Source organism: Sulfuriferula sp. (genome assembly GCF_054605375.1).
Genome location: NZ_JBTSEG010000002.1, coordinates 220934 through 245448 on the forward strand (window position 1 = coordinate 220934; position 24515 = coordinate 245448).

A 24515-nucleotide genomic window follows, 5' to 3' on the forward strand; every position below is an offset into this window, starting at 1 on the left:
ATTTTGCAGGGAATTTATAGTGAATAGGCGTTTCTGTTTACGCCCGTGTTTCAAATTGGAATGCCAGTGGAACATCCTGCGCCGAAATTTGATGGTGGCTCAGTTGAAGAATATTCGCTAGGCATGGTGGCCTTCACTGGTCGCGTATTGTTTCTCGCTGGTGCGGGACCGGGCATCAAATATGCGGGGCAGGCGAGCTGTATCTCACACCCATGTACGCGCTGCTCATGATGCCATGACGCGGCTGGTCTGCAATGTCCGCGTGGCTTTTTTCAACGAGATCGCAATGGCCTGCCTGGCCGCTTTTTGCTTCGTCGCAGGATGGCGGCTGCCTATCGACCCTTCCTTTTCCCACTCATGAACCAGTGTCTTGATATTGCTGCTGATAGCTGCTTTGCTTGCCCCTTTCTTTAGCGGCATGGCATTTCTCCAGTCTGTGGAATTACATTGGATTGTGATAATGTCGCGGGCATGCCCCGTGTCTGGTTTGACGAGCATTCAGCGCTAATGACCTCACCTGAATTTGACATTGCAAGGGGTTCTGACGCCATCGGTCGTTGCCCCTGTTTGCTACTTCGCAGCCCATACACACCGTGCGCTCCCGCACATCCGGAAAAATATTTTTTGGGTGTTTGATTTTCGTAATTGACCTGGTCGAAAATCGCTTCACAACGGATGACAAGCCAGAAAATACGCTGTAACGTAATCGTCAGAGGCGTATTGTGTGTCACCCACGCTGTCGCCAACAATACAATCGGGACGTCATGCGTATCAATGCCAGAAAAATCTTCCTCGGCTTGCCTTTCCTCATCTGTGCAGGCCTTTTTGGGGTGTATCTGTTGCTCGGTTATTTTGCCGTTGATCCGCTGGCTAAACGCCTCCTGCCCTGGGTGGCGGAAAACCGGCTCGCCAGCCGTGCCAGCGTCGGCCGGGTGGATTTCGACCCCTTGCGTCTGGCCGTCACCATCGACGATTTTCGCCTGACCCAGCCCGGCGGCGCGCCTCTCGCCGGGTTCAAACGTCTGCACGTAGACCTCGAAGCCAGCGGCCTGCTGCGTTTCGCCTGGAAGTTGCGCGACATCCGCCTGACTGCGCCGCAAGCACGTTTCGACATTGCCCCGGGCGGCAAGCTCAACTGGGCGGATCTCATTGCCGCCGTCAACAAGGACAAGACCCCGCCGTCCGACACGCTAGCGCGCGTGCTGATCGAACACCTGCGGATCGAACAGGGTGACATCGAATACACTGACCGCAATCGCGCCATGCCTTTCAAAGCCAGTCTGCTGCCGCTTGATCTGAAACTCGACGGTCTCTCCACATTGCCGGAAGACCGTGGCAACTATTCGATAGCCGGCAGCCTGCCCGAGCAGGGCGGCACGCTCAAATGGCGCGGCAATGTGGGCCTGAACCCCATTGCCTCGCAGGGTGAAGTGGCGCTGGAGGGCGTAAAGCTCGCCAGCTTCATCCGTGTGGTCAAACACATCGAACTCCCGCTCGCGCCGACGGCGGGCGTGCTCAATACGCAGCTGACCTACAATTTCGCCATGGTCAAAGACCGGCCGCAGGCGGTACTGACGCAGATCGCGCTCAACCTCAAGGATTTTGCCGCCACGTTCACCAACGGCACCGCGCAACTGGGCGTACAGCAGTTCGCGGTGCACTTGCCGCGTCTCGACTTTGCCATGCAGCCGGGCACGCAGTTGCGTTTCAAGGGGCTCGGCATGCAGTTGAATGGCTTGGTTTTGAGCCAGCATGGCGAACCTTTGTTGAGCCTGCCGCAAGGCAACGTGAGCGGCATCGATTTTGACCTTGCAGCACGCCGCGCCGAGGTCGCTCGGGTCGCACTCGACGGCGGCGAAATCCATGCCCGCCGGAATGCAGAGGGCCTCATCGATTGGCAACAGGTGCTGGCGGCCCCGTCCAAATCCGCCCCGCCCGCACCATTCCCCGCCACCCCTGCCGGCGCCAGCGCGCCGTTCCTATTCAACATCGGCGCAGTGCGGATCCACGACTGGCAGGCACATTATCTCGATCAGCATTTCCGCCACTCGCTCAGCGCCGACGTGGCCGGATTCAATCTGGATTTCGCCGTCTCCAATGCCAGTGGCGGCGTAGTACTCAGCTCCATTAACAGCCGCGCCGGGCCTATCACGCTCAGTTCGGCACTGGATAGCAAGCCCGCCGCCATGCTGCAACAGGTGCGCATCGAAGACGGCGCGCTCGATCTGGCGAAGCAATCCGTCACGCTGCATGCCATCGTCGCCCGCGGCCTGCGCACTGAAGTCATCCATCAGGCCAACCAGCCGCTGGCCTGGCAAGTCATGTTCGAGCCGCTCAAAGCCAGCCCGAAACCAGCGGCAGCGCGCGTTGAGACAGCCAGCGCTGAAAAACCCGCCTGGACACTGGCTCTGCAGCGAGCCGCGCTGGAAGACGCCGCACTGCACTTCGAAGATCGGGCCAAGGGCAGGCCAGTCGTGCTGGATATCGAACATGCCGCAGTGGTGGCACGCGACGTGTCGCTCGATCTGGCCAAAGCCATCCCGGTCAAGGCGGCTTTCCAGGTGAAACAGGGTGGACGGTTTGACGCGCAAGGCACGCTCGCGCCCGAACCGCTGAAAGGCGACTTCAAACTCAAACTCACTGCGCTGTCACTGAAGCCGTTTGCGCTCTATATCAACCGCATTGCGCGGCTTAATCTCAATGACGGCAGCGCCAGTACCGGCGGCACGCTCAGGCTGCTGCCGGGCAAGGTGCTGGCGATGAAATACACGGGCGGCTTCGCGCTCGATCGGCTGGACATCACCGAAGAACAAGGCGGGGCCAAATTTCTCGGCTGGCAGCGCCTGTCCAGCAACGACCTGGCCATCAGACTCGCGCCCGGCAACCTGCATATCGGCACGTTGCATGCGGTGAAGCCGTATGGAAAAATCATCATTTTCCCCGACAAAACGCTTAATGTGACGCGCATGATGCGCAGCGCGGCACCGCCACCCGCCACGTCCGCGCCATCTGCGGCGCAGGCACCCGCCGCACCACACGTCGAGCCGGTTGCAGCGGTGCCTGTCCAGCCGGTCAAAGATACCTTCCCGGTCAGTATCGAACGCGTGCGCATCGACAACGCCGACCTGGAATTTGCCGATCTCTCGCTCACACCGCAGTTTGGTACCAACATCAATTCGCTCAGCGGTGTCATCAACGGTCTCTCCACCAATCCGGCCACGGTGTCGCAGGTGGAACTGGACGGCAAGGTGGACGACTATGGCTTGGCGCGCATTCGTGGCTCGCTGCAGCCGTTTCACGCCACCGATTTCACCGATCTGAAGCTGACTTTCCGCAATCTGGAAATGAACCGCCTGACGCCGTATTCGGGCAAATTTGCCGGGCGCAAAATCGAATCCGGCAAGCTCTCTGTCGACCTCGAATACAAGATCAAAAATCGCCAGCTGACGGGTGAAAACCAGTTTATTGTGAACAAACTGCGCCTGGGCGAGCGCGTCGACAGCCCGGACGCGATGAAACTGCCGCTGGATCTGGCCATCGCCCTGCTGGAAGACAGCAACGGCGTCATCGACCTCAATCTGCCAGTGTCCGGCAGCCTCGACGATCCACAATTCAGCTATGGCCGCATCGTCTGGAAAGCCATCGTCAACGTGCTCACCAAGCTGGTCACCGCGCCGTTTCGCGCGCTCGGCAGCCTGCTCGGCATCAGCTCCGACAAATTGCAGGCGGTGGCATTCGACGCCGGCAGCGCAGCACTGGCACCACCTGAACTGGAAAAACTCAAAGCCGTGGCGCAGGCCATGAGCAAACGTCCGGCGCTGACGCTGACCGTGGAACCCAGCTACGCCAGCACCGCCGACACCCGCGCCATCGAAGAACAATGGATACGTCGCGACGTGGCGCAAGGCATGCGACTGAAACTGGCTCCTGACGAAACGCCAGGCCCGGTGGATATAACCAATCCCAAGGCGCAGCAGGCGGTGCTGGTGCTGGCGAAATCGCGCCTGAAACCCGATCTGTTCAAACGCATCAAGACCGAGTTCAGCCAGACAAAACCTGACGGGCGCACACTGTATGCTGCGCTGCTGGAGCAGCTCACGCTGCAAATTCCGGTGACGGAGGACGAGCTGCTGCGCTTGGCGCAGCAGCGTGGTGACGCCATACGGCAAACGCTGCTGGCTAATGGCGTGGCGGCTGACCACCTGAGCGTAGCGCCGCCGGTACAGGGTACGCTGTCGGATCAGGCCATCAACACCAAAATGAGCCTGGGCGCCAAGCTGGCCGGGGCGCCCGGCGCGACGCCGGCCGATCATGCCGGTCCGGCGGTTCAGCCAAAATAACAGGCGCGATGGTTAATTTCCAATGGAGACATAAGCATGGCCCTTGAGGTTATCGGAGCAGGCTTTGGGCGCACCGGCACGTTGTCGGCCTATACGGCGCTCAAGCAACCGGATTTTCCGTGCTATCACATGTTCAAGGTGCTGGAGAACAAGGAAAACAAATCGCACCTGGATTTTTGGCGCAGGCCGCCAACACTACGCCGGGCACGCAGCACGACTGGACACAGGTATTTTCGAAATACACTGCAGCAGTGGACAATCCAGCGTGTTGTATATGCCGTGAACTGCTGGTTGAAACGTGCCATTTCCGGACAATCATCACGGAAATGGCATCGTTCAGGGCTTTCTGGACTTCCTGAAGACGTGAATCCATAATCGTCCAACGGCTAAGGCCCATCATGGCTGAATTGGGGACTGTATATGGATCGCAAGCAACATTGGGAACAGGTTTATTCCACAAAAGCATCTGACTCGGTTAGCTGGTTTCAGGAACACGCAGAGCTATCACTGCGGCTGATTCACAATACCGGGCTCGGCAAGGACGCGGCTATTATCGATGTGGGCGGCGGAGCTTCTACCCTGGTGAATGACCTTGTGGCGGAAAGCTATTCCGACCTGACGGTGCTTGACCTTTCGCCATCAGCGATTTCTGTTGCCAAGCAGCATTTAGGAAAACATGCCGAAGCTGTGGATTGGATGGTAGGCGACATTACCCTTGCAAAATTTCCAGTTCACCGATTCGATATTTGGCATGATCGAGCAGTGTTCCATTTTTTGACCAATCCGAATGACCGCCATGCTTATGTGGAACGGGTCATGCGCTCAGTTCGTCCGGGAGGGCATGTGATCATTGCCACCTTTGCCGAAGATGGCCCGGAAAAATGCAGTGGCCTTCCGGTGATCCGGTATCGACCTGAATCGCTGCACGCTGAATTTGGAGACGCTTTCCTGCTGGTTGAGCATAAGAAGGAAGTTCACCACACGCCTTCCGGTTCAAATCAGCAGTTCGTCTATTGCTACTGCCGCAAGGGCAGCAACTAATCCCCTTGTGCTTGTGGAGGATCCAATGACTGGAATGGGTGGATCTTAGACCTCCATCGGCCGGCAGAAACGTGCCATAAGCGGCCAGATGGACTACAAAAATGACAGGCCGAAATATGCGAAACCGAGGCCATTCAGCGAGAAAATCTTGAGAAAGAATACTTCTTTTGGGTAGCCTGACAAATAATTTCTTTGCTTTAATTCTATAGATTATACGAACCAGAGGATGCATTATATCTAGACTTGACCCCGGATGTTTCTGAAATAATCCGCCCGGCACTTACCATGAAAAACATTCGTGTCATAACCGATATTCATGGTATAAAACCATCATGATTATACGTTCAGCCCAAATAGAAGCGATTCAAGCCGCCCTTACACGAAGCCGGATTGTGACGTTGATCGGCCCGCGCCAATGCGGGAAGACAACTCTTGCACGTTTTTTTCTTTCGGAAGAGTCTGCCAACTATTTCGATCTGGAGGATCCCGTCAGCCTGACCCGCCTCTCTGAGCCGATGACGGCGCTGGGTGCACTGAAGGGTTTGGTGGTGATTGATGAGGTGCAGCGCCGCCCCGATCTGTTTCCGGTGCTCAGGGTGCTGGCGGACCGCAAGAAGTTTGAAGGCAGATTCCTTATTCTCGGCAGTGCATCCGGCGATCTGCTCCGGCAGTCGTCCGAGACACTGGCTGGCCGGATGGAAACCCTGACGCTCCGCGGTTTCAGCCTGGGCGAGTTGGGCAATCCATCCCCGGAGCGGCACTGGTTGCGCGGGGGGTTCCCCTTGTCTTATCTGGCGGCCAGCGAGGCCGGCAGCACTGCCTGGCGCAAGAATTTTATCCAGACGCTGCTGGAGCGTGATTTGCCGCAATGGGGGGTGCGCACCCCGTCGGCTGCCTTGTGGCGGTTCTGGTCCATGCTCGCTCATTACCACGGGCAGATATGGAACGCGGCAGAACCAGCCCGCGCCCTGGGTGTCAGCGAATCTACAACCCGCCGCTATCTTGATCTGTTGACAGATGCCTTTATGGTACGTCAGTTACAGCCTTGGCATGCCAACGTACGCAAACGGCAGGTCAAGGCGCCCAAGATTTATGTCCGTGATTCCGGTCTGTTGCACCAGCTTCTTGGTATACGAACCGATCGGGACTTGATGACCCATCCCAAGATCGGCGCATCCTGGGAGGGATATGTGATTGAAGAGGTGCTGGCCGCCATTCAACCCGATGAGGCGTATTTCTGGGCAACGCATCAGGGCGCCGAGATTGACCTGGTTCTGCGCAAGAACGGACGCATGTTCGGCGTCGAATGTAAACGAACCGACGCGCCCAGGATGACTCCCTCCATGCGCATCGCCCTTGACGACTTGCAGCTTGAAAGTATCGCGGTGGTCTATCCGGGGACGAAGCGGTTTTCCATTGCGCCCTCCGTCGAGGCCGTACCCTTGCACGATGTGTGGCAGAACGGTATCTGATGGATTTCCTCATCGCCGACACCTTCACCGGCAGCCTCGCCAAACTCACCGGCGAGGAGTAGAAAGCCGTCAAGACCACGGCATTCGACCTGCAATTGAATCCGGGCAATCCAGGCATGAGTTTGTCCACGGGCTTCATGGTTGGGTGCCTCTGGTCATTCTACGGACGCCGTACCGGGCTTCAGCAGATGTAACGTATCGGCATGAGTTTCCGCAAGCTCGATAGCTACTCTTTATTTCGATATCCGCCTGATCAAACAGGCGCACCCGTCGCGACGGCGCGGGCGTGGCTGTCTTCCGTGTCTTGTACTGCCTGTGCCGCATTCCACTGCGGCGCTACCCAGCCGCTCAAATTGCTCAGCGCCAGTTCGCCCAGCGCGGCGATCCACTCCGGGCGTTCGTTGAGTGCCGGGATGTAGTGGAATTCTCCACCACCTGCGGCGAGAAATGTCTGTTTGCCTTCCATGGCGATTTCTTCCAGGGTTTCCAGACAGTCGGCGACGAAGCCGGGGCATACCACGTCCACGCGTTTTGTCCTGGCACGGCCGAGTGCTTCGAGGGTGGCGACGGTGTAGGGTTTGATCCACTCGGCGCGGCCGAAGCGCGACTGGAAGGTGAGCTGATACTGGGTTTTGGAGAGCCCGAGCGCTTCGGCCAGCAGGCGTGCGGTTTTCTGGCATTCGCAATGGTAGGGGTCGCCTTTGTCCAGCGTGTAGCGCGGCACGCCGTGGAAGCTCATCACCAGCATTTCGGGACGGCCGTTGCGCATCCAGTATTCGTGCACATTGGCAGCCAGTGCGGCGATGTAGCCGGGGTCGTCGTGATAATGGCGGAGCGTGCGCAGCGCCGGCTGATTGCGTTTGGTTTCCAGAATCTGATACACCGCATCGAGCGCGGTGGCGGTGCTGCTGGCGGCATATTGCGGGTACATCGGCAGTGCCAGGATGCGGTCGCAGCCTTGCTCGCTGAGCCTGGTCATGGCGCTGGCCACCGATGGGTTGCCGTAACGCATGGCGTAATCCACCACAAAGGGCGATTTAATGCGTTCGCCCAGCCAGCCCTTGAGCAGCTTGGCCTGTTTCTCGGTGTGAAAGCGTAGCGGCGAACCTTCGCTGGTCCAGATGCTGGCGTATTTGTGGGCGGATTTTTTCGGGCGCGTGTTGAGGATCACACCATTCAGGATCAGCCACCAGATGGCGCGCGGGATTTCCACCACGCGCGGGTCGGACAGGAATTCCTTCAGGTAGGGCCTGAGTGCCTGTTTGGTCGGGGCATCCGGTGTGCCCAGGTTGATCAGCAGGATGCCGGTTTTGGCAACATTGCCATGGGTGTGGGCAGGTTCGGTCAGGTAACGCGACATGGCGGGTTTGGGTTTCTCAAATTTTTGTAACGGTAGCGCCGGCTATCAATGAAACGACAACGCGCTGGAGAGCAGCTTGGCGGTGATGTCCACAATCGGGATGATGTGCTCGTAGGCCATGCGGGTGGGGCCGACCACGCCCAGCGTACCGACGATTTCACCGTTGACTTTATAGGGGGCGGTGACCACGCTGCAGCCGTCCAGAGGGTCTACTTCGGATTCGCCGCCGATGAAAATCTGCACCCCGTGCGCGCGCTGGCTGATGTCCAGCAACTGCATCAGCGAGGTTTTTTGTTCGAACATGTCGAACAGTTTGCGCAGCCGTTCCATGTTGGAGGACAGCTCGTTGACCTTGAGCAGGTTGTGCCCGCCGGACATGACCAGATCGTCGCGATTGGGTGCGAGGGCCGCGCTGCCGGCCGTGAGTGCCAGATTCATCAGGCCGTTGATGTCCTGATGCAGTTGCTGCAGCTCGTCCTGCATCAGGCGGCGCACGTCGGCAAATGTTTTGCCGGCGTAATTCTGGTTGAGGAAATTGGCGGCGCGGGTGAGTTCCGACGGGGTGTAGGCGCGGTCTGTGAGGAGTACGCGGTTCTGCACTTCGCCTTCCGCGGTGATGATAATGAGCAGGATGCGCTTTTCCGACAGATTGATAAATTCAAGCTGACGGAATGCTGTGCTGCGCCGTCCCGGAACCAACACCACACCGGCGAAACGGGTCAGGTCGGACAACAGCTGGGAGGCGTTCGCGGCCAGCCGCTGCGGATCGTCCGCGTGCAGCTGTTCTTCCAACTGGCTCATTTCCTTGCTGTTGAGGGGCTGGATGGTGAGCAGGGAATCCACGAAAAAACGGTAACCCAACGCTGTCGGGACACGCCCTGCCGAGGTGTGCGGGCTGGTCACCAGGCCCATGTCCTCCAGATCGGCCATCACGTTGCGGATGGAAGCGGGACTTAAATCCAGCGCGGAATACTTGGACAGCGTGCGTGAACCTACCGGCTGACCTTCCGCAACATAGCGTTCGACCAGGGTTTTGAGCAGAATTTGGGCGCGTTCAGTGAGCATGATTGGCGATTGTACAAGGGAGCCCCGGATAATTCATCATTTGATCAGATACATGGTGCAAAAAAATCTGAATTCAATTCCATTTTCACTGTCTCCCAGCAGTTGAGTCATTTTTTCTGTATTAACCTAAAAAAGCAGTTGGTCCACGAAAAACACAAAAAGCACGAAATGGGGTAGGCAGGGATTTCGCCGTAAGGCGAAAGCTCGCAAAATACTCAAAGAGATAACAAGCTGCAAGCCATCACTCAAAGAATGAATGATATTAATCAATGTCGTATATTGATTTATTTCGTGTCTTTCGTGGATAAATCACCGTTTTTAAGATTAACGGCTTGAGCGTGCATTACATTAGACAAAGCAAAATCAAAACGGAGTGCTACCATCCTGAATCTGAAATTTGCGCCGCAGACAGTATTGAAATCCAACTCCCATTATTGAACGCGATCAACGGAAAATAATCTGTGAACACGCTCGCTCAGCCCCCATTCTCTTCCCAACTACCCGCCACGCAGCATCATCGACGCCGTTTCCGCGGTGTCCTGGCAGTGGCTGTGCTGGCAATCATTGTCGGTTTACTGGTATGGGGAGCGAAGCACAACAGTAGCGCGCCGCACGGTGCCTCGGATAAAAAGCGCGGCGCCAGCGGCCCGACACCGGTGACCGCCGCCATGGCTCGCGTGCGGCCGGTTCCGGTATGGCTCACTGCACTCGGTACGGTCACGCCGCGCAGCTATGTGAACGTGATGCCGCGCGTCACCGGCTTGCTGCAAAGCGTGCATTATCGTGAAGGGCAGATGGTCAAGGCAGGGCAATTGCTCGCACAGATCGATCCGCGGCCATTCCAGATCGCCGTGGAGCAGGCACAAGGGGTCGTCATGCGCGACCAGGCGCAGCTCGACGGCGCCAGGCTGGACCTGACCCGCTATCAAACCCTGCAGGCGCAGGATTCGATTGCCCACCAGCAGGTGGATGACCAGAAAGCGCTGGTGGCGCAATACACGGCGACCCTGGCTGCGGATCGCGCAGCACTGGATAACGCCAGGCTGCAACTCAGCTATACCCGTATCGTTGCGCCGGTCTCCGGCCTGGCCGGGCTGCGCCCGGTGGATGCCGGCAACATGGTCAACACCAGCGGCGCCATTGGTGTCAGCGCGCAAACGGCCAGCGGTACTGCGACGAGCGCCAACACCACGCCCATCGTTACCCTGGCGCAGGTGCAGCCGGTGACGGTGACTTTTGCCATCCCGCAGCAACAAGTTGCTCCGGTGCTGCAGCACTTGCACGCGGGCAAGACCCCGCTGGTGGAAGCCTGGGATGCGCGTAACAGCACGCGCCTCGCCAGCGGCAAGCTGCTGGCTGCCGACAACCAGATCAGTACCACGACCGGCACGCTCAATCTCAAGGCCGAATTCGCCAACCGGCAACTGACGCTGTATCCCAACCAGTTCGTCAACGTGCGGCTGCGCGTGGCCACCCTCGATAACGCGGTGGTCGTGCCTTCATCCGCGGTGGCGGTGGGGGCGCCCGGCACCTTTGTGTATGTGATCGGCACGGATAACAAAGTGGCGGTGCGCAAAATCACGCCTGGCGTCAGCGATGCCGGGCTGACCGTGATTACCTCCGGTCTGCAGGCCGGTGAAAAAGTCGTGACCGATGGGCTGGACCGGTTGCGTGCGGGGGCCGCCGTGCGGATCGTGACGGCGCAGGCCGCAAGCAATGCAGGTCAGGGCAAGGGCAAGCACGGTGCCGGCCAGCGAGGTGCGGGCCAGGGTAAGGCGCCGTGAGCATGCCGCCGGTTGACGACCCGCTGCCGGGAGCGGCGGAGGCTGAGCGCCCGAGCACGTCGCGGCTATTTATTCTGCGGCCGATCGCCACCACGCTGCTGATGCTGGCAGTGCTGGTGGCCGGGTTTGTCGGCTACCGGCTGTTGCCGCAGGCGGCGCTGCCCGAAGTGGATTACCCCACCATCCAGGTCACCACGCTCTATCCCGGTGCCAGCCCGGATGTGATGACTTCCTCGGTCACTGCGCCGCTCGAACGCCAGTTCGGCCAGATGCCGGGTCTTGCGCAGATGTGGTCGGTCAGTTCCGGGGGCGCTTCCGTCATCACCCTGCGCTTCGATTTGTTGCTGCCGCTGGACGTGGCCGAGCAGGAGGTGCAGGCATCGATGAATGCAGCGGGCAGTTTTCTGCCCAGCGATCTGCCGTCGCCGCCGGTATACGCCAAGGTCAATCCGGCCGACGCGCCAGTCATCACATTGGGCGTAACCTCGGCCACCTTGCCGCTCACCCAGTTGTACGATCTGGCCGATACGCGCGTGTCGCAAAAACTGTCGCAAGTACCGGGGGTAGGTATGGTCACCTTGTCCGGCGGACACAAGCCGGCGGTGCGCGTCACCGTCAACGCGCGCGCGCTGGCCGCGCTGGGTTTGAGTCTGGACAACATCCGCACCGCGATTACCGGCGCCAACGTCAACGCGCCGAAAGGCAGCATCGACGGGCCGCAGCGTTCGTTTACCATCGACGCCAACGATCAGTTGCAGTCGCCCGAAGCCTATCGCGACATGATCATTGCCTATAAGAGCGGCGCACCGGTGCGCCTGGGTGATGTGGCCACGGTGGATGAGGCGCCCGAAAACGCCTGGCAGGCCGCGTGGGTAAACGGCAAGCCCGGGCTGGTGCTGAATGTGCAACGGCAGCCCGGCGCCAATGTGATTCAGGTGGTCGATCGCATTCACGAGCTGCTGCCGGATTTGCAAAAAAGCCTGCCGGGCGCCGCGCAACTGACCGTGCTGTCCGATCGTACCGTGACCATACGCGCGGCAATTGCCGATGTGCAATTCGAGCTGCTGCTGGCGGTGGGGCTGGTGGTGGCGGTGATTTTTGTTTTCCTGCGTAACGCGCGCGCCACTTTCATACCTGCCACTGCAGTGCCGCTGGCGTTGATAGGTACCTTCGGCGTGATGTATCTGGCGGGCTATTCCATCAACACGCTGACCCTGATGGCGCTGACCATCGCCACCGGTTTTGTGGTGGATGACGCGATTGTGATGATCGAGAACATCGCGCGTTATATCGAGGCTGGCGAGCCGCCGCTGCAAGCCGCCCTCAAGGGTGCGGGCCAGATCGGCTTCACCATCATCTCGCTGACCTTCTCGCTGATCGCCGTGCTGATCCCGCTGTTGTTCATGGGTGATGTGGTAGGGCGGCTGTTCCGCGAATTTGCCGTCACGCTGGCGGTGGCCATCGTGATTTCCGCTGCGGTGTCGCTGACCTTCACGCCGATGCTCAGCGCGCGCATGCTGCGCCATATCCCGGAGGAAAAACAGGGGCGTTTTTCCCGCGCCAGCGGACGCGCCTTCGAGCGCCTGGCAGACAGCTATTCGCGTGCCCTGGTGTGGGTGCTGCGCCATCAGCCTGCGGTGCTGGCAGTGGCGCTGCTCACCCTGCTGGTGACGGTGGCGTTGTATGTAGTGATCCCCAAGGGATTTTTTCCAGTGCAGGATACCGGACTGATACAGGGCACCACGGTGGCTGCGCAGGACGTTTCATTCAGCGCGATGGGACGGCGCCAGGCGGCGCTGGTGGAAGTGCTGGCGCAAGACCCGGCGGTGCAGAGCATCTCCTCCATCGTCGGCATTGACGGTACCAACACCACCCTCAACAACGGACGCCTGCTGATCAGCCTCAAGCCGCTGAATCAACGCGCCGAGCGCGTCGGACCGATCATCGCCGGTTTGCAGCGCCGTGCGGCACAGGTAGGCGGCATCGAGTTATTCATGCAGCCGGTGCAGGACCTGACCATCGACGATCTGGTCAGTCGTTATCCCTACCAGTTCAGCCTCTCTGCCAGCAGTGCCGGACAGCTTGCGCAATCCATCCATAGCCTGATGGAACGATTGCGCGAACTGCCGCAATTGGCCGGCGTGACCAGCGACCTGCAAGACCAGGGCTTGCAAGCCTACGTGGATATCGACCGCGATGCGGCCGCGCGCCTGGGTATCACCATGAGCGCCATCGACAGCGCGCTCTACAGCGCCTTCGGCCAGCGTCTGGTATCCACCATCTTCACCCAGTCGGCGCAATACCGCGTGGTGCTGGGGGCCGCCTCCACCGAGGCGTCCGGACTGGCCGCATTCAACAACATTTATCTCGCCACCAGCGGCGGACAAACGGTGCCTTTGACGGCGATTGCCCATATCGAGCAGCGCACCACGGCGCTGGCCATCGACCATCTTGGTCAGTTCCCGGCCGCGCTGGTGTCGTTCCAGCCTGCGCCGGGGGTATCCCTGGGCGCCGCGGTGAGCGCCATTCAGGATGCGGCACAGCAGGCCGGACTGCCGGCTTCGGTAGCCATCAGTTTCCAGGGTGCAGCGGCAGCCTTCCAGGCCGCGTTGTCCAACCAGTTGTGGCTGCTACTGGCGGCAGTGGCCACCATGTACATCGTGCTGGGCGTGCTGTATGAAAGTTACATCCACCCCATCACCATTCTGTCCACGCTGCCGTCGGCAGGTATTGGTGCCTTGCTGGCGTTGATGTTCAGCGGCCACAACCTGACCGTGATCGCCATCATCGGCATTATTCTGCTGATCGGCATCGTGCAGAAAAACGCCATTTTGATGGTGGATTTTGCCCTCGAGGCGCAGCGCCGCCAGGGATTGAATGCGCCGGACGCGATCCTGCAGGCGGCACGCTTGCGCCTGCGGCCGATCCTGATGACGACATTTGCCGCGCTGTTCGGTGCGATACCGCTGGTGGTGGGTGGCGGCATGGGCGCCGAACTGCGCCAGCCGCTGGGCATCACGCTGGTGGGCGGGCTGCTGCTGTCGCAATTGCTGACCTTGTTCACCACGCCGGTGATTTATCTGGCCTTCGACCGGCTGGCGACGCGCTGGGAGAATTGGCGCATACGCCGTTTCGGTAGTGGCGAAGGCATAGCGCAGAGCGAGAGCGAAGGGTGAATCTCTCCGCTGCCTTTATTCGGCGCCCGGTCGGCACTACGCTGCTGGCATTGGCGGTGCTGCTGGCCGGCATTATTGCGTTTCGTCTGTTGCCGGTGGCGCCACTGCCGCAGGTGGATTTCCCCACCATCATGGTGCAGGCCAATATGGCAGGCGCCAGCCCGGATGTCATGGCGGCCACCGTGGCCACACCGCTGGAGCGCTCGCTGGGGCGCATTTCCGGGATTACCCAGATGACCTCGTCGAGCTCGCTCGGTTCTACCCGCGTCATCCTGCAGTTTGCCTTGTCGAAGAATATCAACACCGCAGCGCGCGAAGTGCAGGCCGCGCTCAACGCCGCGCGTACGCTGCTGCCCACCGGGCTCACCGGCAATCCGACGTATCGCAAGGTGAACCCGGCGGACGCACCGATCATGATCATCTCGCTCACCTCGGCCAGCCTGACGCGCGGGCAGATGTACGACGCCGCCTCGACCCTGCTGGGGCAGAAGATTTCGCAACTGTCCGGCATCGGCCAGGTGACGGTGGGCGGTTCGGCATTGCCGGCGGTGCGCGTGGAACTGGATGTCCCGCAACTCAACGGCATGGGCGTGTCGCTGGAGCAGGTGCGTCAGGCAATCGCGACTGCCAATGTGAATGCGCCCAAGGGTGTCGTGGAAAACAATGAGCAGCGCTGGCAGATCGGTACCAATGATCAGCTGTCCACGGTGGAGCAATATCAGCGCGTGATCGTCGCCTATAAAAACGGTGCGCCAGTCGCTCTGAATCAGGTTGCCAGCGTCTACGAAGGTACACAAAACGCGCGCAACATGGGTCTGTCCAACGGCCAGCCCTCGGTGCAGATCATCATTTTCCGCCAGCCCGGCGCCAACATCATCGATACGGTGGAAGGCGTGAAAGCGGCGCTGCCCGGACTGGAAGCAGCGATCCCGGCTGCCATCAAGGTGCGCATCATGTCGGACCGCACCGTGACGATTCGCGCTTCCTTGAAAGAAGTCGAGAACACGCTGTTCCTGTCGGTGCTGCTGGTGGTGGGTGTGGTCTGGCTGTTTCTGCGCGACTGGCGCGCCACGCTGATCCCCAGCATTGCCGTGCCGTTGTCGCTGATCGGCACCTTCGCGGCGATGTGGCTGCTGGATTACAGTCTGGACAACCTGTCGCTGATGGCGCTGATCGTGGCGACCGGCTTTGTCGTCGATGATGCCATTGTGGTGCTGGAAAACATCATGCGTCATGTCGAAGCCGGCATGCGCCCGATGGAGGCTTCCTTGCTGGGCGCGAAGGAAATGGGCTTCACCGTGTTGTCGATGAGCCTGTCGCTGGTCGCCGTGTTCATTCCGGTGCTGTTCATGGGCGGCATTATCGGCCGGCTGTTTCACGAATTCGCCGTCACCCTCACTATCGCCATCGCCATTTCGCTGCTGGTGTCGCTGACGGTGACGCCGATGCTGGCAGCGCGCTGGCTGCGCCCGCATGTACCGCCCGCTGAAGGGCAGGCGCCGCAGCATTCGATATTGGCGCGCGGCTGGGACGCTGTGGTGCGCGGCTACGCGCGCAGCCTGGATGGCGCACTGGCCCACCCCGGGCTGATGCTGCTGGTGTTTTTTGCCACCATCGCACTCAATGTCTATCTGTATGCGATCGTGCCCAAGGGGTTTTTTCCGACCCAGGATACGGGCCTGCTGGTGGGCAATGTGCAAGCCGATCAGTCGGTGTCGTTCCAGGACATGAGTACCAAACTCACGCGCATCGTCGCCATCGTGCGCAAAAACCCGGGCGTGGAGAACGTCGTGGCGTTTACCGGCGGCGGCTCGACCAATAGCGCCTTCATGTTCATGACGCTCAAGCCCGAAAGCCAGCGTGCGGGCGTGATGACCATCATGCAGCAATTGCGCAAGGCTCTGTCGCGAGTCCCCGGTGCGCGTGTATTGATGTTTCCGGTGCAGGATATCCGGGCCGGCGGGCGACCCGCAACGGCATTGTATGAATACACCCTGCAGGCCAGCGACCTGGATGCGCTGCGTTTATGGGAGCCGAGAGTTCTTGCGGCGTTCCGCGGGATACCGGGGCTCAGCGACGTCGATACCGATCAGCAAAGCAGCGGGCTGCAACTGAAACTGGTCATCGACCGGGCTGCGGCGGCACGTTACGGGGTACCGGTGAGCCTGATCGACCAGACGCTGAACGATGCCTTCGGCCAGCGTCTGGTGTCGACTATTTACGCACCGCTGAACCAGTATCGCGTGGTGATGGAAGCCGCGCCCCAGTACCAGCAACAGCAGTCGGCGCTGGACGATATCTATGTGATCAGCGCCAGCGGCCAGCGCGTGCCGCTGTCCGCATTGGCCCACTATGAACTCGGCAATACGCCGCTGACGGTCAACCACCAGGGCCTGTTCGCCGCCTCGACCATTTCGTTCAATCTCGGCAAGGGCGTATCGCTGTCGCAGGCGCAGGCCGAGATCGACCAGACCATGGCGGAAATCGGCTTGCCCAGCGAAGTCCATGGAGGGTTCCAGGGTACCGCGCAGCTCTTCTCCGACACCCTGAAAAACCAGCCGCTGTACCTGATGGCTGCGGTGCTGGCCATCTATATCGTGCTGGGCGTGTTGTACGAAAGCACCATCCATCCGCTGACCATTTTGTCCACCTTGCCGTCGGCCGGTGTGGGCGCGGTGCTGGCCTTGATGCTGGCCGGTTCCGAGTTCAGTATCATTGCGCTGATCGGGGTGTTCCTGCTGATCGGCATCGTCAAGAAAAACGCCATTTTAATGATCGACTTTGCCCTGCAGGCCGAGCGCGAACTAGGCCTGGGGCCGCGTGAAGCCATCCGCCTGGCGGCCACCATGCGCCTGCGCCCGATCCTGATGACGACGCTGGCGGCGCTGTTTACCGCGCTGCCGCTGGCGTTTATCACCGGCAACGGCGCAGAGTTGCGCCAGCCGCTGGGCATCTCGATTGCCGGCGGGCTGATTTTCAGCCAGTTGCTCACCCTCTACACGACGCCGGTGATTTATCTGGAACTCGACCGCCTGCGTCTGTGGAGCCAGAGCCGCTGGCAGCGGGTCTTTCCCCGTGCCTTACCTACTTGAATGCTGATCATGACTATGCATCCTGCCGATTTTTTTCGCCCAGCCAATCCGCGCCGCCTGGTGCTGGCGACGCTGCTGTGTATGGGTTTGGCCGCGTGCAGCACCACGCCGCCGGAGCCGCCGGTCAAGCTCAACGTGCCGGCAGCCTTTGCCGAAGATCGAGGCTGGATGCCGGCTAATCCGCAGGATGCCGCGCCGCGCGGTGCATGGTGGCGGGTATACAACGACCCGGTGCTCGATCAGTTGGAACAACAGGTAGCGCAAGCCAACCAGAGTCTGCAGGCAGCGCTGGCCGCCTATGACCAGGCCACGGCGCTGACCGCCGTCAGCCGTGCGCAGTTTTACCCGACAGTGGGCGCCAACGCAGCAGCCAGCCGTTCGAAAAGCGGCACCATTAACGCATCAGGGCAAAGCAATTCGCAATCGGTGCCGAGCAATATTTATAGCGCAGGCCTGACGGCAAGCTGGGTGCCCGATCTGTGGGGTCAGGTACGTCAGCAAGTCGCCGCCAGCGAAGCATCGGCGCAGGCCAGCGCCGCCACGCTGCAATCCACCCAGCTTTCCCTACAAGCCACGCTGGCGCAAACCTATCTGCAATTGCGCGTGACCGACGCGCAAATCCGCCTGGCCGGGCAAACCGTAGCGGCTTATCAAAAGGCCTTGCAACTGACTGAAAACCGCTATCGCGCCGGGGTGGTGTCCGCGGCTGATGTGGCGCTGGCGCGCACCCAGTTGCTGGGCGCTCAGGTGACCTACACCGATCTGGGCGTGACGCGCGCCCAGCAGCAGCATGCGATTGCCGTGCTGGTTGGGGTACCGCCCAGCCAGTTCAATCTGATGGCAGTGGAGATGAGTCCCGCAGTGCCCGAGATTCCGGCCGGTGTGCCGGCGCAGCTGTTGCAACGCCGTCCCGATCTGGCGGCAGCAGAGCGCAAAGTGGCGCAGGCCAATGCCCAGATCGGCGTGGCGCAGACCGCGTGGTTTCCGTCATTGACGCTGTCGGCACAGACCGGCAGCCGGGTGTCGCATCTGGCGGATTTGTTCAGCGCGCCCAGCCTGTTCTGGTCGCTTGGCCCCACGCTTGCGGTCACGCTTTTCGACGCCGGTGCGCGCAGCGCGCAAGTCGCCAGTGCCGAGGCCGGTTACCGGCAGACGGTCGCCACTTACCGCCAGACCGTGCTTACCGCCTTCCAGCAAGCCGAAGACAACTTGGCCGCGCAACGCATCCTGACCGACGAAGCGGCGCTACAGCGACAGACCGTACAAGCCGCCGAAACCTCGCTGCGTTTTGCGGAAAACCAGTACAAGGCCGGTATGGTTCCCTACCTCAACGTGATTACCGCGCAAGCCACCGCCAGCAACGCGCAAAATGCCGAACTCGGTTTGCTCGGCCGCCGCCTAACCGCCAGCGTGCTGTTGATCCAGGCGCTGGGGGGTGGCTGGGGTGGGGATACGGCCCCTGCGCTGGGGAGTGCGCCGGTTCGCAGTGAGTGAAGCGCGTGGTGTGGGCGCTAGAGAGACGGTGGCTTGATTGTATCGGGTCCAGCGGGTTTGCTATGTCCGTTCAGGCCATTGTTATACGAATGCTGTAGAGGTAATCTCCCGCAAGGAAAGAGACGCAGGGTATTGAGAGGCCGTTCGTATTGTTGGACTCACGCGTTGGTTTATTTGCTGTTGACCACTTATAAGTTAATCTGAGGCGTACACGTGAACCCTATGATCGAAGCGCATCTCGCCAAACCCACGCGTCGTATGATGATTTTCGTCGATGGTGAAAATCTTGTATTCCGATATCAAACGATGCTTAAACAGGGCCGCATTCCTAATGATGGCCTGTTTCACCTACAAGATGTTGCAGTCTGGAGACCAGAGTTTGCCGCTCTTGCCCAACACCATGAAATTCTCCGGGCCACATACTACACATATGTTGTTGGTGACGAAGGAAGGGTTACCAAAGTTGAGGATGCTATTCGACAGTTGAAATTTTCGAAGCATATGGCCTCGTTGTTGCCTAATTCCCTAACGCCTTGTGTGTTCAAGAAACCCGTAAAAAGCCGCAGCGGGAAAGGCGTAGACATAAAACTTTGCGTTGATGTTCTTGGCCATGTATATCGAGGCAATACAGACGCAATATTGCTTATGAGTGGTGACGGAGATTATGAACCATTAATCGAGGAAGTCCTGAGAAATGGAGTACAGGTTTTCCTATCTGCGTACTTGGACGGATTGAATCCACGCCTACGTAATCTCGTTGATGCATTCTGGGAACTTGACGGGCCCACTTGGAAGCCAGTCTAACTCAGCACGTAGGGCGCAATCGTATTGCGCCGGATGTGTTCCAAAAATTATGCCGCCATATTCTTTTTCGGCCATTGCCGCATCTGCATATTCACGCGGGTTTGTCAGCTGTGTGAATCCATCCGGATGGATTTAAGTTACCATCCGGCGCAATGCGCTTCGCTTATTGGCGCCCTACGTCTTTAGGGTTGCGGCGCAGAAAAATGATGACAGCCCCTAATATGAGCGCGACTACAACCAGCCCTATTAGAGTCATGCTTTGCATATCGAGGATGGCTTTCGGATTTACCAATGCGATACGGACACGTTCCATCGGTGTGAGAAAGAAATTCAGATTGTGCTTCGCTTGCCAAACGTTTTGTATTGCGGCGGCTTGCCACAATCTGATGGCTTCCTCGTGATCGGCTGGAGCACCTTGACCGTACCATAGCATTAAGCCTAGATCGTTTTGAGCAGTTCCGTGCCCCTGCGCGGCGGCGATGCGGTAATACCGTACCGCATCGGCCTGGCCTACTGGAATACCCATGCCGCGCTCGTATGTTTTTCCAAGTGCAAAAAGCGCTTCTTCATTCCAAAAGTACGCTGCTTTTTCCCACCAACGGATGCCTCTCTCGATCTGCATGGGAATCCCCTGTTCTCCGTCGGAATAGAGGAAACCCAATTTTACTTCCGCATTTTCATTGCCAAGATTGGCGGCTGCCAACAAATCGGCAAGTGCCTCATTTGTTTTTCGCTTGTCCAGTAACGTTATCCCGCGCCAATAAAGAATTTCGCTGGATTCGGGATGAACCAGCCGTGCCTGGTTCAGGTCGTTGAGCGCAAGATCGGTTTGGCCAACTTGCTGATATAGCTTCCCCCTTGCCAAGAGATAACTCCCGTCATTCGCAATAACAATGGCCCGGTTGAAAAAATCAAGGGCAGTTACGGTGTTTCCCGATAGCCATGCCGAATTGCCTTTATCCCATTCGATACCGGCTTCAAGGTGCTTGACGACTTGTAGCAGTTTAGGATTGTCGCCTTGATTGCGTGTTTCATCGACAAACTGCTGCATGGCAGAATAACTTCCACCCCATCGAGGCTGGAGGTTATGCAAATACGACAGTCGCGGTTGATCGCAATACGGGTCGGCCTTGATTGCGGCATCAAGCCAATATTGGGCTCCTCGTTCTTCTGTTGAGTAGCGCGAAATGTCGATGAGGTAAGCATAGCTCAGCGTGGGTTTTCTGGTCAGGCGCAGGGATTGTTGCAGATATTCCGCAGCCTTTTTCATGTGGGCTGTCATCTTTTCGATCCGTACCGGATGCGTTTGATTGAAATATTTATCGCCGCGCCAAGCGGTACCCATTGCATAGTTATAAATTCCCGCCGCAAGGTGGGCCGCATAGGAGTCGGGAACGGTCTGCAACCATGCCTCGAACAATGCTGCCGTATCGGGTTTCGGCATAAGAAATAAGTTAAAAGCTTTAACCAGATCTGCTTCGCGTTGGGTATCATTTTCATAGCGAGCTTGGAAAGCATTCATGCGTGTATCTAATTCGGAAAAACGCTGTGCTTCGAACAGGGTAAGCAGGGACTCAATATCGGCTGGCTTCAACAGGTTCCCGTGGGTTGCCACAACCGGATCTGCGTTTGAGACGGGATGATCTGTATCCGCCCAGGTCGTTAATGGAGAAAGCAGGGTTAGTAACGTGAACGACAAGCCATTCAGCACATTAAGATAGTGGAAGATTCTCGGGCGGCTGTTTGTTTTCATGGGCAGCACAATAAAAATCAGTGTGCATGATATTAGCATGCTGGTTTTGAGAAAGGCGCTTCGCTAACATCCATATATCGAGTCTGATCCTGAGACCTTTGTTGGAGACTATATTGGCAGACTACAGCAAGGCTTTTGAGGCAGCGCGTAGGGCGCAATCATATTGCGCCGGATGTGTTGTCAAAATTATGCGGCCATCCGTTTTTATCAGCCACTCTCGCATCTGTGCATTCACGCGGGTTGACCAACTGCGTTAATTTCGCCCAGATATTTTTAGTCATCATCCGGCGCAATGCGCTTCGCTTATTGACGCAGTCTTACAGGTTGAAAACGAACTGGTGGATCATCGGAAATTCGAAACGCGAAACAAGCAATTCAGGAGATTACAGGGTACATCGAGGTAGCAGTCTGGCCAGCATATTTATTGGTGCTACGGATCGGCTGGCTTTGGCATGTATGTCTCGTTTCTCCTTCGTGTTAGCATCCGCCGACAACTAAACATGCTGACAGGGAACACGAATGCTCTGGATCGTCCCCTCCGAACGGGACACCTCCACCGATACCCTTGAAAAACGCCTGTGGAATACCGCCGACCAGTTCCGCGCCAACTCCGGTCTGACTGCCGCGTAGTATTCCGCGCCGGTGCTTGGCCTGATCTTCCTGCTGTTTGCCGAGACCCGCTTCAGCCAGCGCCGGGAACAATTACTCCCTCTCTCACCACGTAATCGTGCTTGCCGACTTTCTGGATCAGCGGTTCATCCCCGCGTGTGCGGGGAACACGAGGCGATGTCATATCACTACCGGAGCAACCGCGGTTCATCCCCGCGTGTGCGGGGAACACGCCACGGTATAGCCGAACAGGTTGTCATGGCGCGGTTCATCCCCGCGTGTGCGGGGAACACGATTCGATTCCCGATTCCGGCGGTCTTGGAGACGGTTCATCCCCGCGTGTGCGGGGAACACTTTAACCAACAGGAGAAACAAAAATGCAAATACGGTTCATCCCCGCGTGTGCGGGGAACACTCCAGAATTCGTGAAACTGAATAACAGTGTACCGGTTCATCCCCGCGTGTGCGGGGAACACGCCATTCTATCCCCATACGCTGGAGTAATAAGCGGTTCATCCCCGCGTGTGCGGGGAACACGCCTGAAAAATGTCGCCGCGAAATATCCGCAGACGGTTCATCCCCGCGTGTGCGGGGAACACACCAACGTCAAGGCCTCGCTCACCATCGAAAACGGTTCATCCCCGCGTGTGCGGGGAACACCACTTGCCGTCTCTCCGGCTAAGGCCGTAACGCGGTTCATCCCCGCGTGTGCGGGGAACACCGAAAAGCAGACAGCATTATCTGAATGGAACGCGGTTCATCCCCGCGTGTGCGGGGAACACGAACACCCACCACATCATAACCGCCTTTATGACGGTTCATCCCCGCGTGTGCGGGGAACACGTGCGCAATCCCCACACGGCATCGGCGACAGCGGTTCATCCCCGCGTGTGCGGGGAACACTTTTTGCAGGACGGCAACAACTGGGAGTGGGGCGGTTCATCCCCGCGTGTGCGGGGAACACTCGGCAGCTTTTTTGCTGAACATTTCTACCGCCGGTTCATCCCCGCGTGTGCGGGGAACACTCATGAACAAAGGCGGGGAACCGTTATATAGCCGGTTCATCCCCGCGTGTGCGGGGAACACGTCTTGCTGCCCGCGATTAAATCGGCGCAGAGCGGTTCATCCCCGCGTGTGCGGGGAACACGTTGCGTTCAATTGCGCCACATTTAACGCACGGGGTTCATCCCCGCGTGTGCGGGGAACACTGTACACACCTGGCTGTCAGCGGTGCTAGACACGGTTCATCCCCGCGTGTGCGGGGAACACTTCCGTTAATCGGTTGAGTAATTGTCTTGCCGCGGTTCATCCCCGCGTGTGCGGGGAACACTAACTGATGCGTGGAAGGCGGCGAAGGGGTTTCGGTTCATCCCCGCGTGTGCGGGGAACACCGTTTGCTATGCTCATTTGTCCGACCTCAACACGGTTCATCCCCGCGTGTGCGGGGAACACAATTGCCGACGTTTTTTGTCTCAATTATTCGGCGGTTCATCCCCGCGTGTGCGGGGAACACTTCTCCAGCGTCAGGCCCAATTGGTCAAACTTCGGTTCATCCCCGCGTGTGCGGGGAACACGGCGCACTATTCCATGCCTCACGGGCCAGCCCCGGTTCATCCCCGCGTGTGCGGGGAACACCAGTTCGCTGCGTTCCAGGTATCTGGTGCGCGCGGTTCATCCCCGCGTGTGCGGGGAACACTTTGCTCAGGAAGCGTTACACCGCTATAAATCCGGTTCATCCCCGCGTGTGCGGGGAACACACAATCTGGGCGCGGATGCTGTCTTTTTTATCCGGTTCATCCCCGCGTGTGCGGGGAACACAGGCCGTTCAGCGCGGCAATGAGCAATTCATCCGGTTCATCCCCGCGTGTGCGGGGAACACTGTTCAACTTCGTGCGTGCTCCCTTCTTGCGCCGGTTCATCCCCGCGTGTGCGGGGAACACGAGAGCGTGCATGGTAATGCCGCTGTCCGGGTCGGTTCATCCCCGCGTGTGCGGGGAACACCCCCAATGTCATCACCAGCCTGGGCTTGTAATCGGTTCATCCCCGCGTGTGCGGGGAACACCCAACCATGTCCACCAGTGAACCTGAACGGCGCGGTTCATCCCCGCGTGTGCGGGGAACACTCCGCTACCTTGGTTCCGTAGTAGAAATATCCCGGTTCATCCCCGCGTGTGCGGGGAACACATCGCACCACTTATGATACATCGCCCGGACTGCGGTTCATCCCCGCGTGTGCGGGGAACACATTGTACGTGTATTGTCAGCAACGGTGAATGACGGTTCATCCCCGCGTGTGCGGGGAACACCCATTACCGAGGTTCCCTGTCCTCTATCACTACGGTTCATCCCCGCGTGTGCGGGGAACACTTCACGGACCTGTTCGCCAGCCTGAAATCCGGCGGTTCATCCCCGCGTGTGCGGGGAACACACTTCTTTCAACTTATTGTTTTACCAAGAAAATCTACCACACCAAAATTCTACCGAATTTTACGTGGGCAGGTAGCAGTAAATTGTTCATGTTGTTA

General features: G+C 58.8%; 13 protein-coding genes and 1 CRISPR repeat array. Of the genes, 9 read left to right on the top strand and 4 right to left on the bottom strand.

The window, feature by feature from the left end; translation table 11 throughout:
• Window positions 1–225: 225 nt before the first annotated feature.
• A complete protein-coding gene (locus tag ACYCZJ_RS02660) occupies window positions 226–498 on the bottom strand; it encodes a hypothetical protein (RefSeq protein ID WP_461552673.1) in 273 nt (90 codons plus the stop codon).
• A 266-nt stretch (window positions 499–764) separates the two neighbouring features.
• Here ACYCZJ_RS02660 and ACYCZJ_RS02665 point away from each other — a divergent pair, with 266 nt between their 5' ends.
• The 4 genes from ACYCZJ_RS02665 to ACYCZJ_RS02680 all read left to right on the top strand — a co-directional run bounded on the left by ACYCZJ_RS02665 (window position 765) and on the right by ACYCZJ_RS02680 (window position 6853).
• Window positions 765–4340 (top strand): DUF748 domain-containing protein, encoded by a 3576-nt coding sequence (locus ACYCZJ_RS02665; protein ID WP_461552674.1) that lies wholly within the window; start codon window positions 765–767, stop codon window positions 4338–4340.
• Window positions 4341–4376: 36 nt separating this feature from the next.
• Window positions 4377–4715, top strand: coding sequence for a sulfotransferase (locus ACYCZJ_RS02670; RefSeq protein WP_461552675.1), 339 nt, complete (start codon window positions 4377–4379; stop codon window positions 4713–4715).
• A gap of 45 nt (window positions 4716–4760) precedes the next feature.
• Complete coding sequence (locus tag ACYCZJ_RS02675; protein WP_461552676.1) at window positions 4761–5381, top strand: class I SAM-dependent methyltransferase; 621 nt, start codon at window positions 4761–4763, stop codon at window positions 5379–5381.
• 332 nt (window positions 5382–5713) lie between these two features.
• Window positions 5714–6853: an ATP-binding protein gene (locus ACYCZJ_RS02680; protein WP_461552677.1), complete on the top strand. Its 1140-nt coding sequence runs from the start codon at window positions 5714–5716 to the stop codon at window positions 6851–6853.
• Window positions 6854–7106: 253 nt separating this feature from the next.
• Here ACYCZJ_RS02680 and hemH read toward each other — a convergent pair whose 3' ends face one another.
• Together hemH and hrcA are read right to left on the bottom strand one after the other, a co-directional pair.
• Complete coding sequence (hemH, locus tag ACYCZJ_RS02685; protein WP_461552678.1) at window positions 7107–8213, bottom strand: ferrochelatase; 1107 nt, start codon at window positions 8211–8213, stop codon at window positions 7107–7109.
• Between the two features lie 45 nt (window positions 8214–8258).
• The gene (hrcA, locus tag ACYCZJ_RS02690; RefSeq protein WP_461552679.1) at window positions 8259–9278 is read right to left on the bottom strand and encodes a heat-inducible transcriptional repressor HrcA; all 1020 of its coding nucleotides are present in this window, start codon (window positions 9276–9278) and stop codon (window positions 8259–8261) included.
• Window positions 9279–9739: 461 nt separating this feature from the next.
• Here hrcA and ACYCZJ_RS02695 point away from each other — a divergent pair, with 461 nt between their 5' ends.
• The 5 genes from ACYCZJ_RS02695 to ACYCZJ_RS02715 all read left to right on the top strand — a co-directional run bounded on the left by ACYCZJ_RS02695 (window position 9740) and on the right by ACYCZJ_RS02715 (window position 19628).
• Window positions 9740–11062: an efflux RND transporter periplasmic adaptor subunit gene (locus tag ACYCZJ_RS02695; protein WP_461552680.1), complete on the top strand. Its 1323-nt coding sequence runs from the start codon at window positions 9740–9742 to the stop codon at window positions 11060–11062.
• A 2-nt stretch (window positions 11063–11064) separates the two neighbouring features.
• Entirely contained in the window at window positions 11065–14238 is a 3174-nt protein-coding gene (locus tag ACYCZJ_RS02700; RefSeq protein ID WP_461552681.1) for an MdtB/MuxB family multidrug efflux RND transporter permease subunit, read from the top strand.
• Window positions 14235–17330, top strand: a complete 3096-nt coding sequence (locus ACYCZJ_RS02705; RefSeq protein ID WP_461552682.1) for an efflux RND transporter permease subunit — start codon at window positions 14235–14237, stop codon at window positions 17328–17330. The genes ACYCZJ_RS02700 and ACYCZJ_RS02705 overlap by 4 nt, the downstream gene beginning before the upstream one ends.
• Window positions 17331–17339: 9 nt before the next feature.
• Window positions 17340–18824 (top strand): efflux transporter outer membrane subunit, encoded by a 1485-nt coding sequence (locus ACYCZJ_RS02710; RefSeq protein ID WP_461552683.1) that lies wholly within the window; start codon window positions 17340–17342, stop codon window positions 18822–18824.
• A 222-nt stretch (window positions 18825–19046) separates the two neighbouring features.
• Window positions 19047–19628, top strand: a complete 582-nt coding sequence (locus tag ACYCZJ_RS02715; RefSeq protein WP_461552697.1) for an NYN domain-containing protein — start codon at window positions 19047–19049, stop codon at window positions 19626–19628.
• A gap of 163 nt (window positions 19629–19791) precedes the next feature.
• Here ACYCZJ_RS02715 and ACYCZJ_RS02720 read toward each other — a convergent pair whose 3' ends face one another.
• Complete coding sequence (locus ACYCZJ_RS02720; RefSeq protein ID WP_461552684.1) at window positions 19792–21381, bottom strand: DUF4034 domain-containing protein; 1590 nt, start codon at window positions 21379–21381, stop codon at window positions 19792–19794.
• A 751-nt stretch (window positions 21382–22132) separates the two neighbouring features.
• A CRISPR array of direct repeats spans window positions 22133–24418; the repeat unit is 29 nt; unit sequence CGGTTCATCCCCGCGTGTGCGGGGAACAC.
• The last annotated feature ends 97 nt before the right edge of the window (window positions 24419–24515 follow it).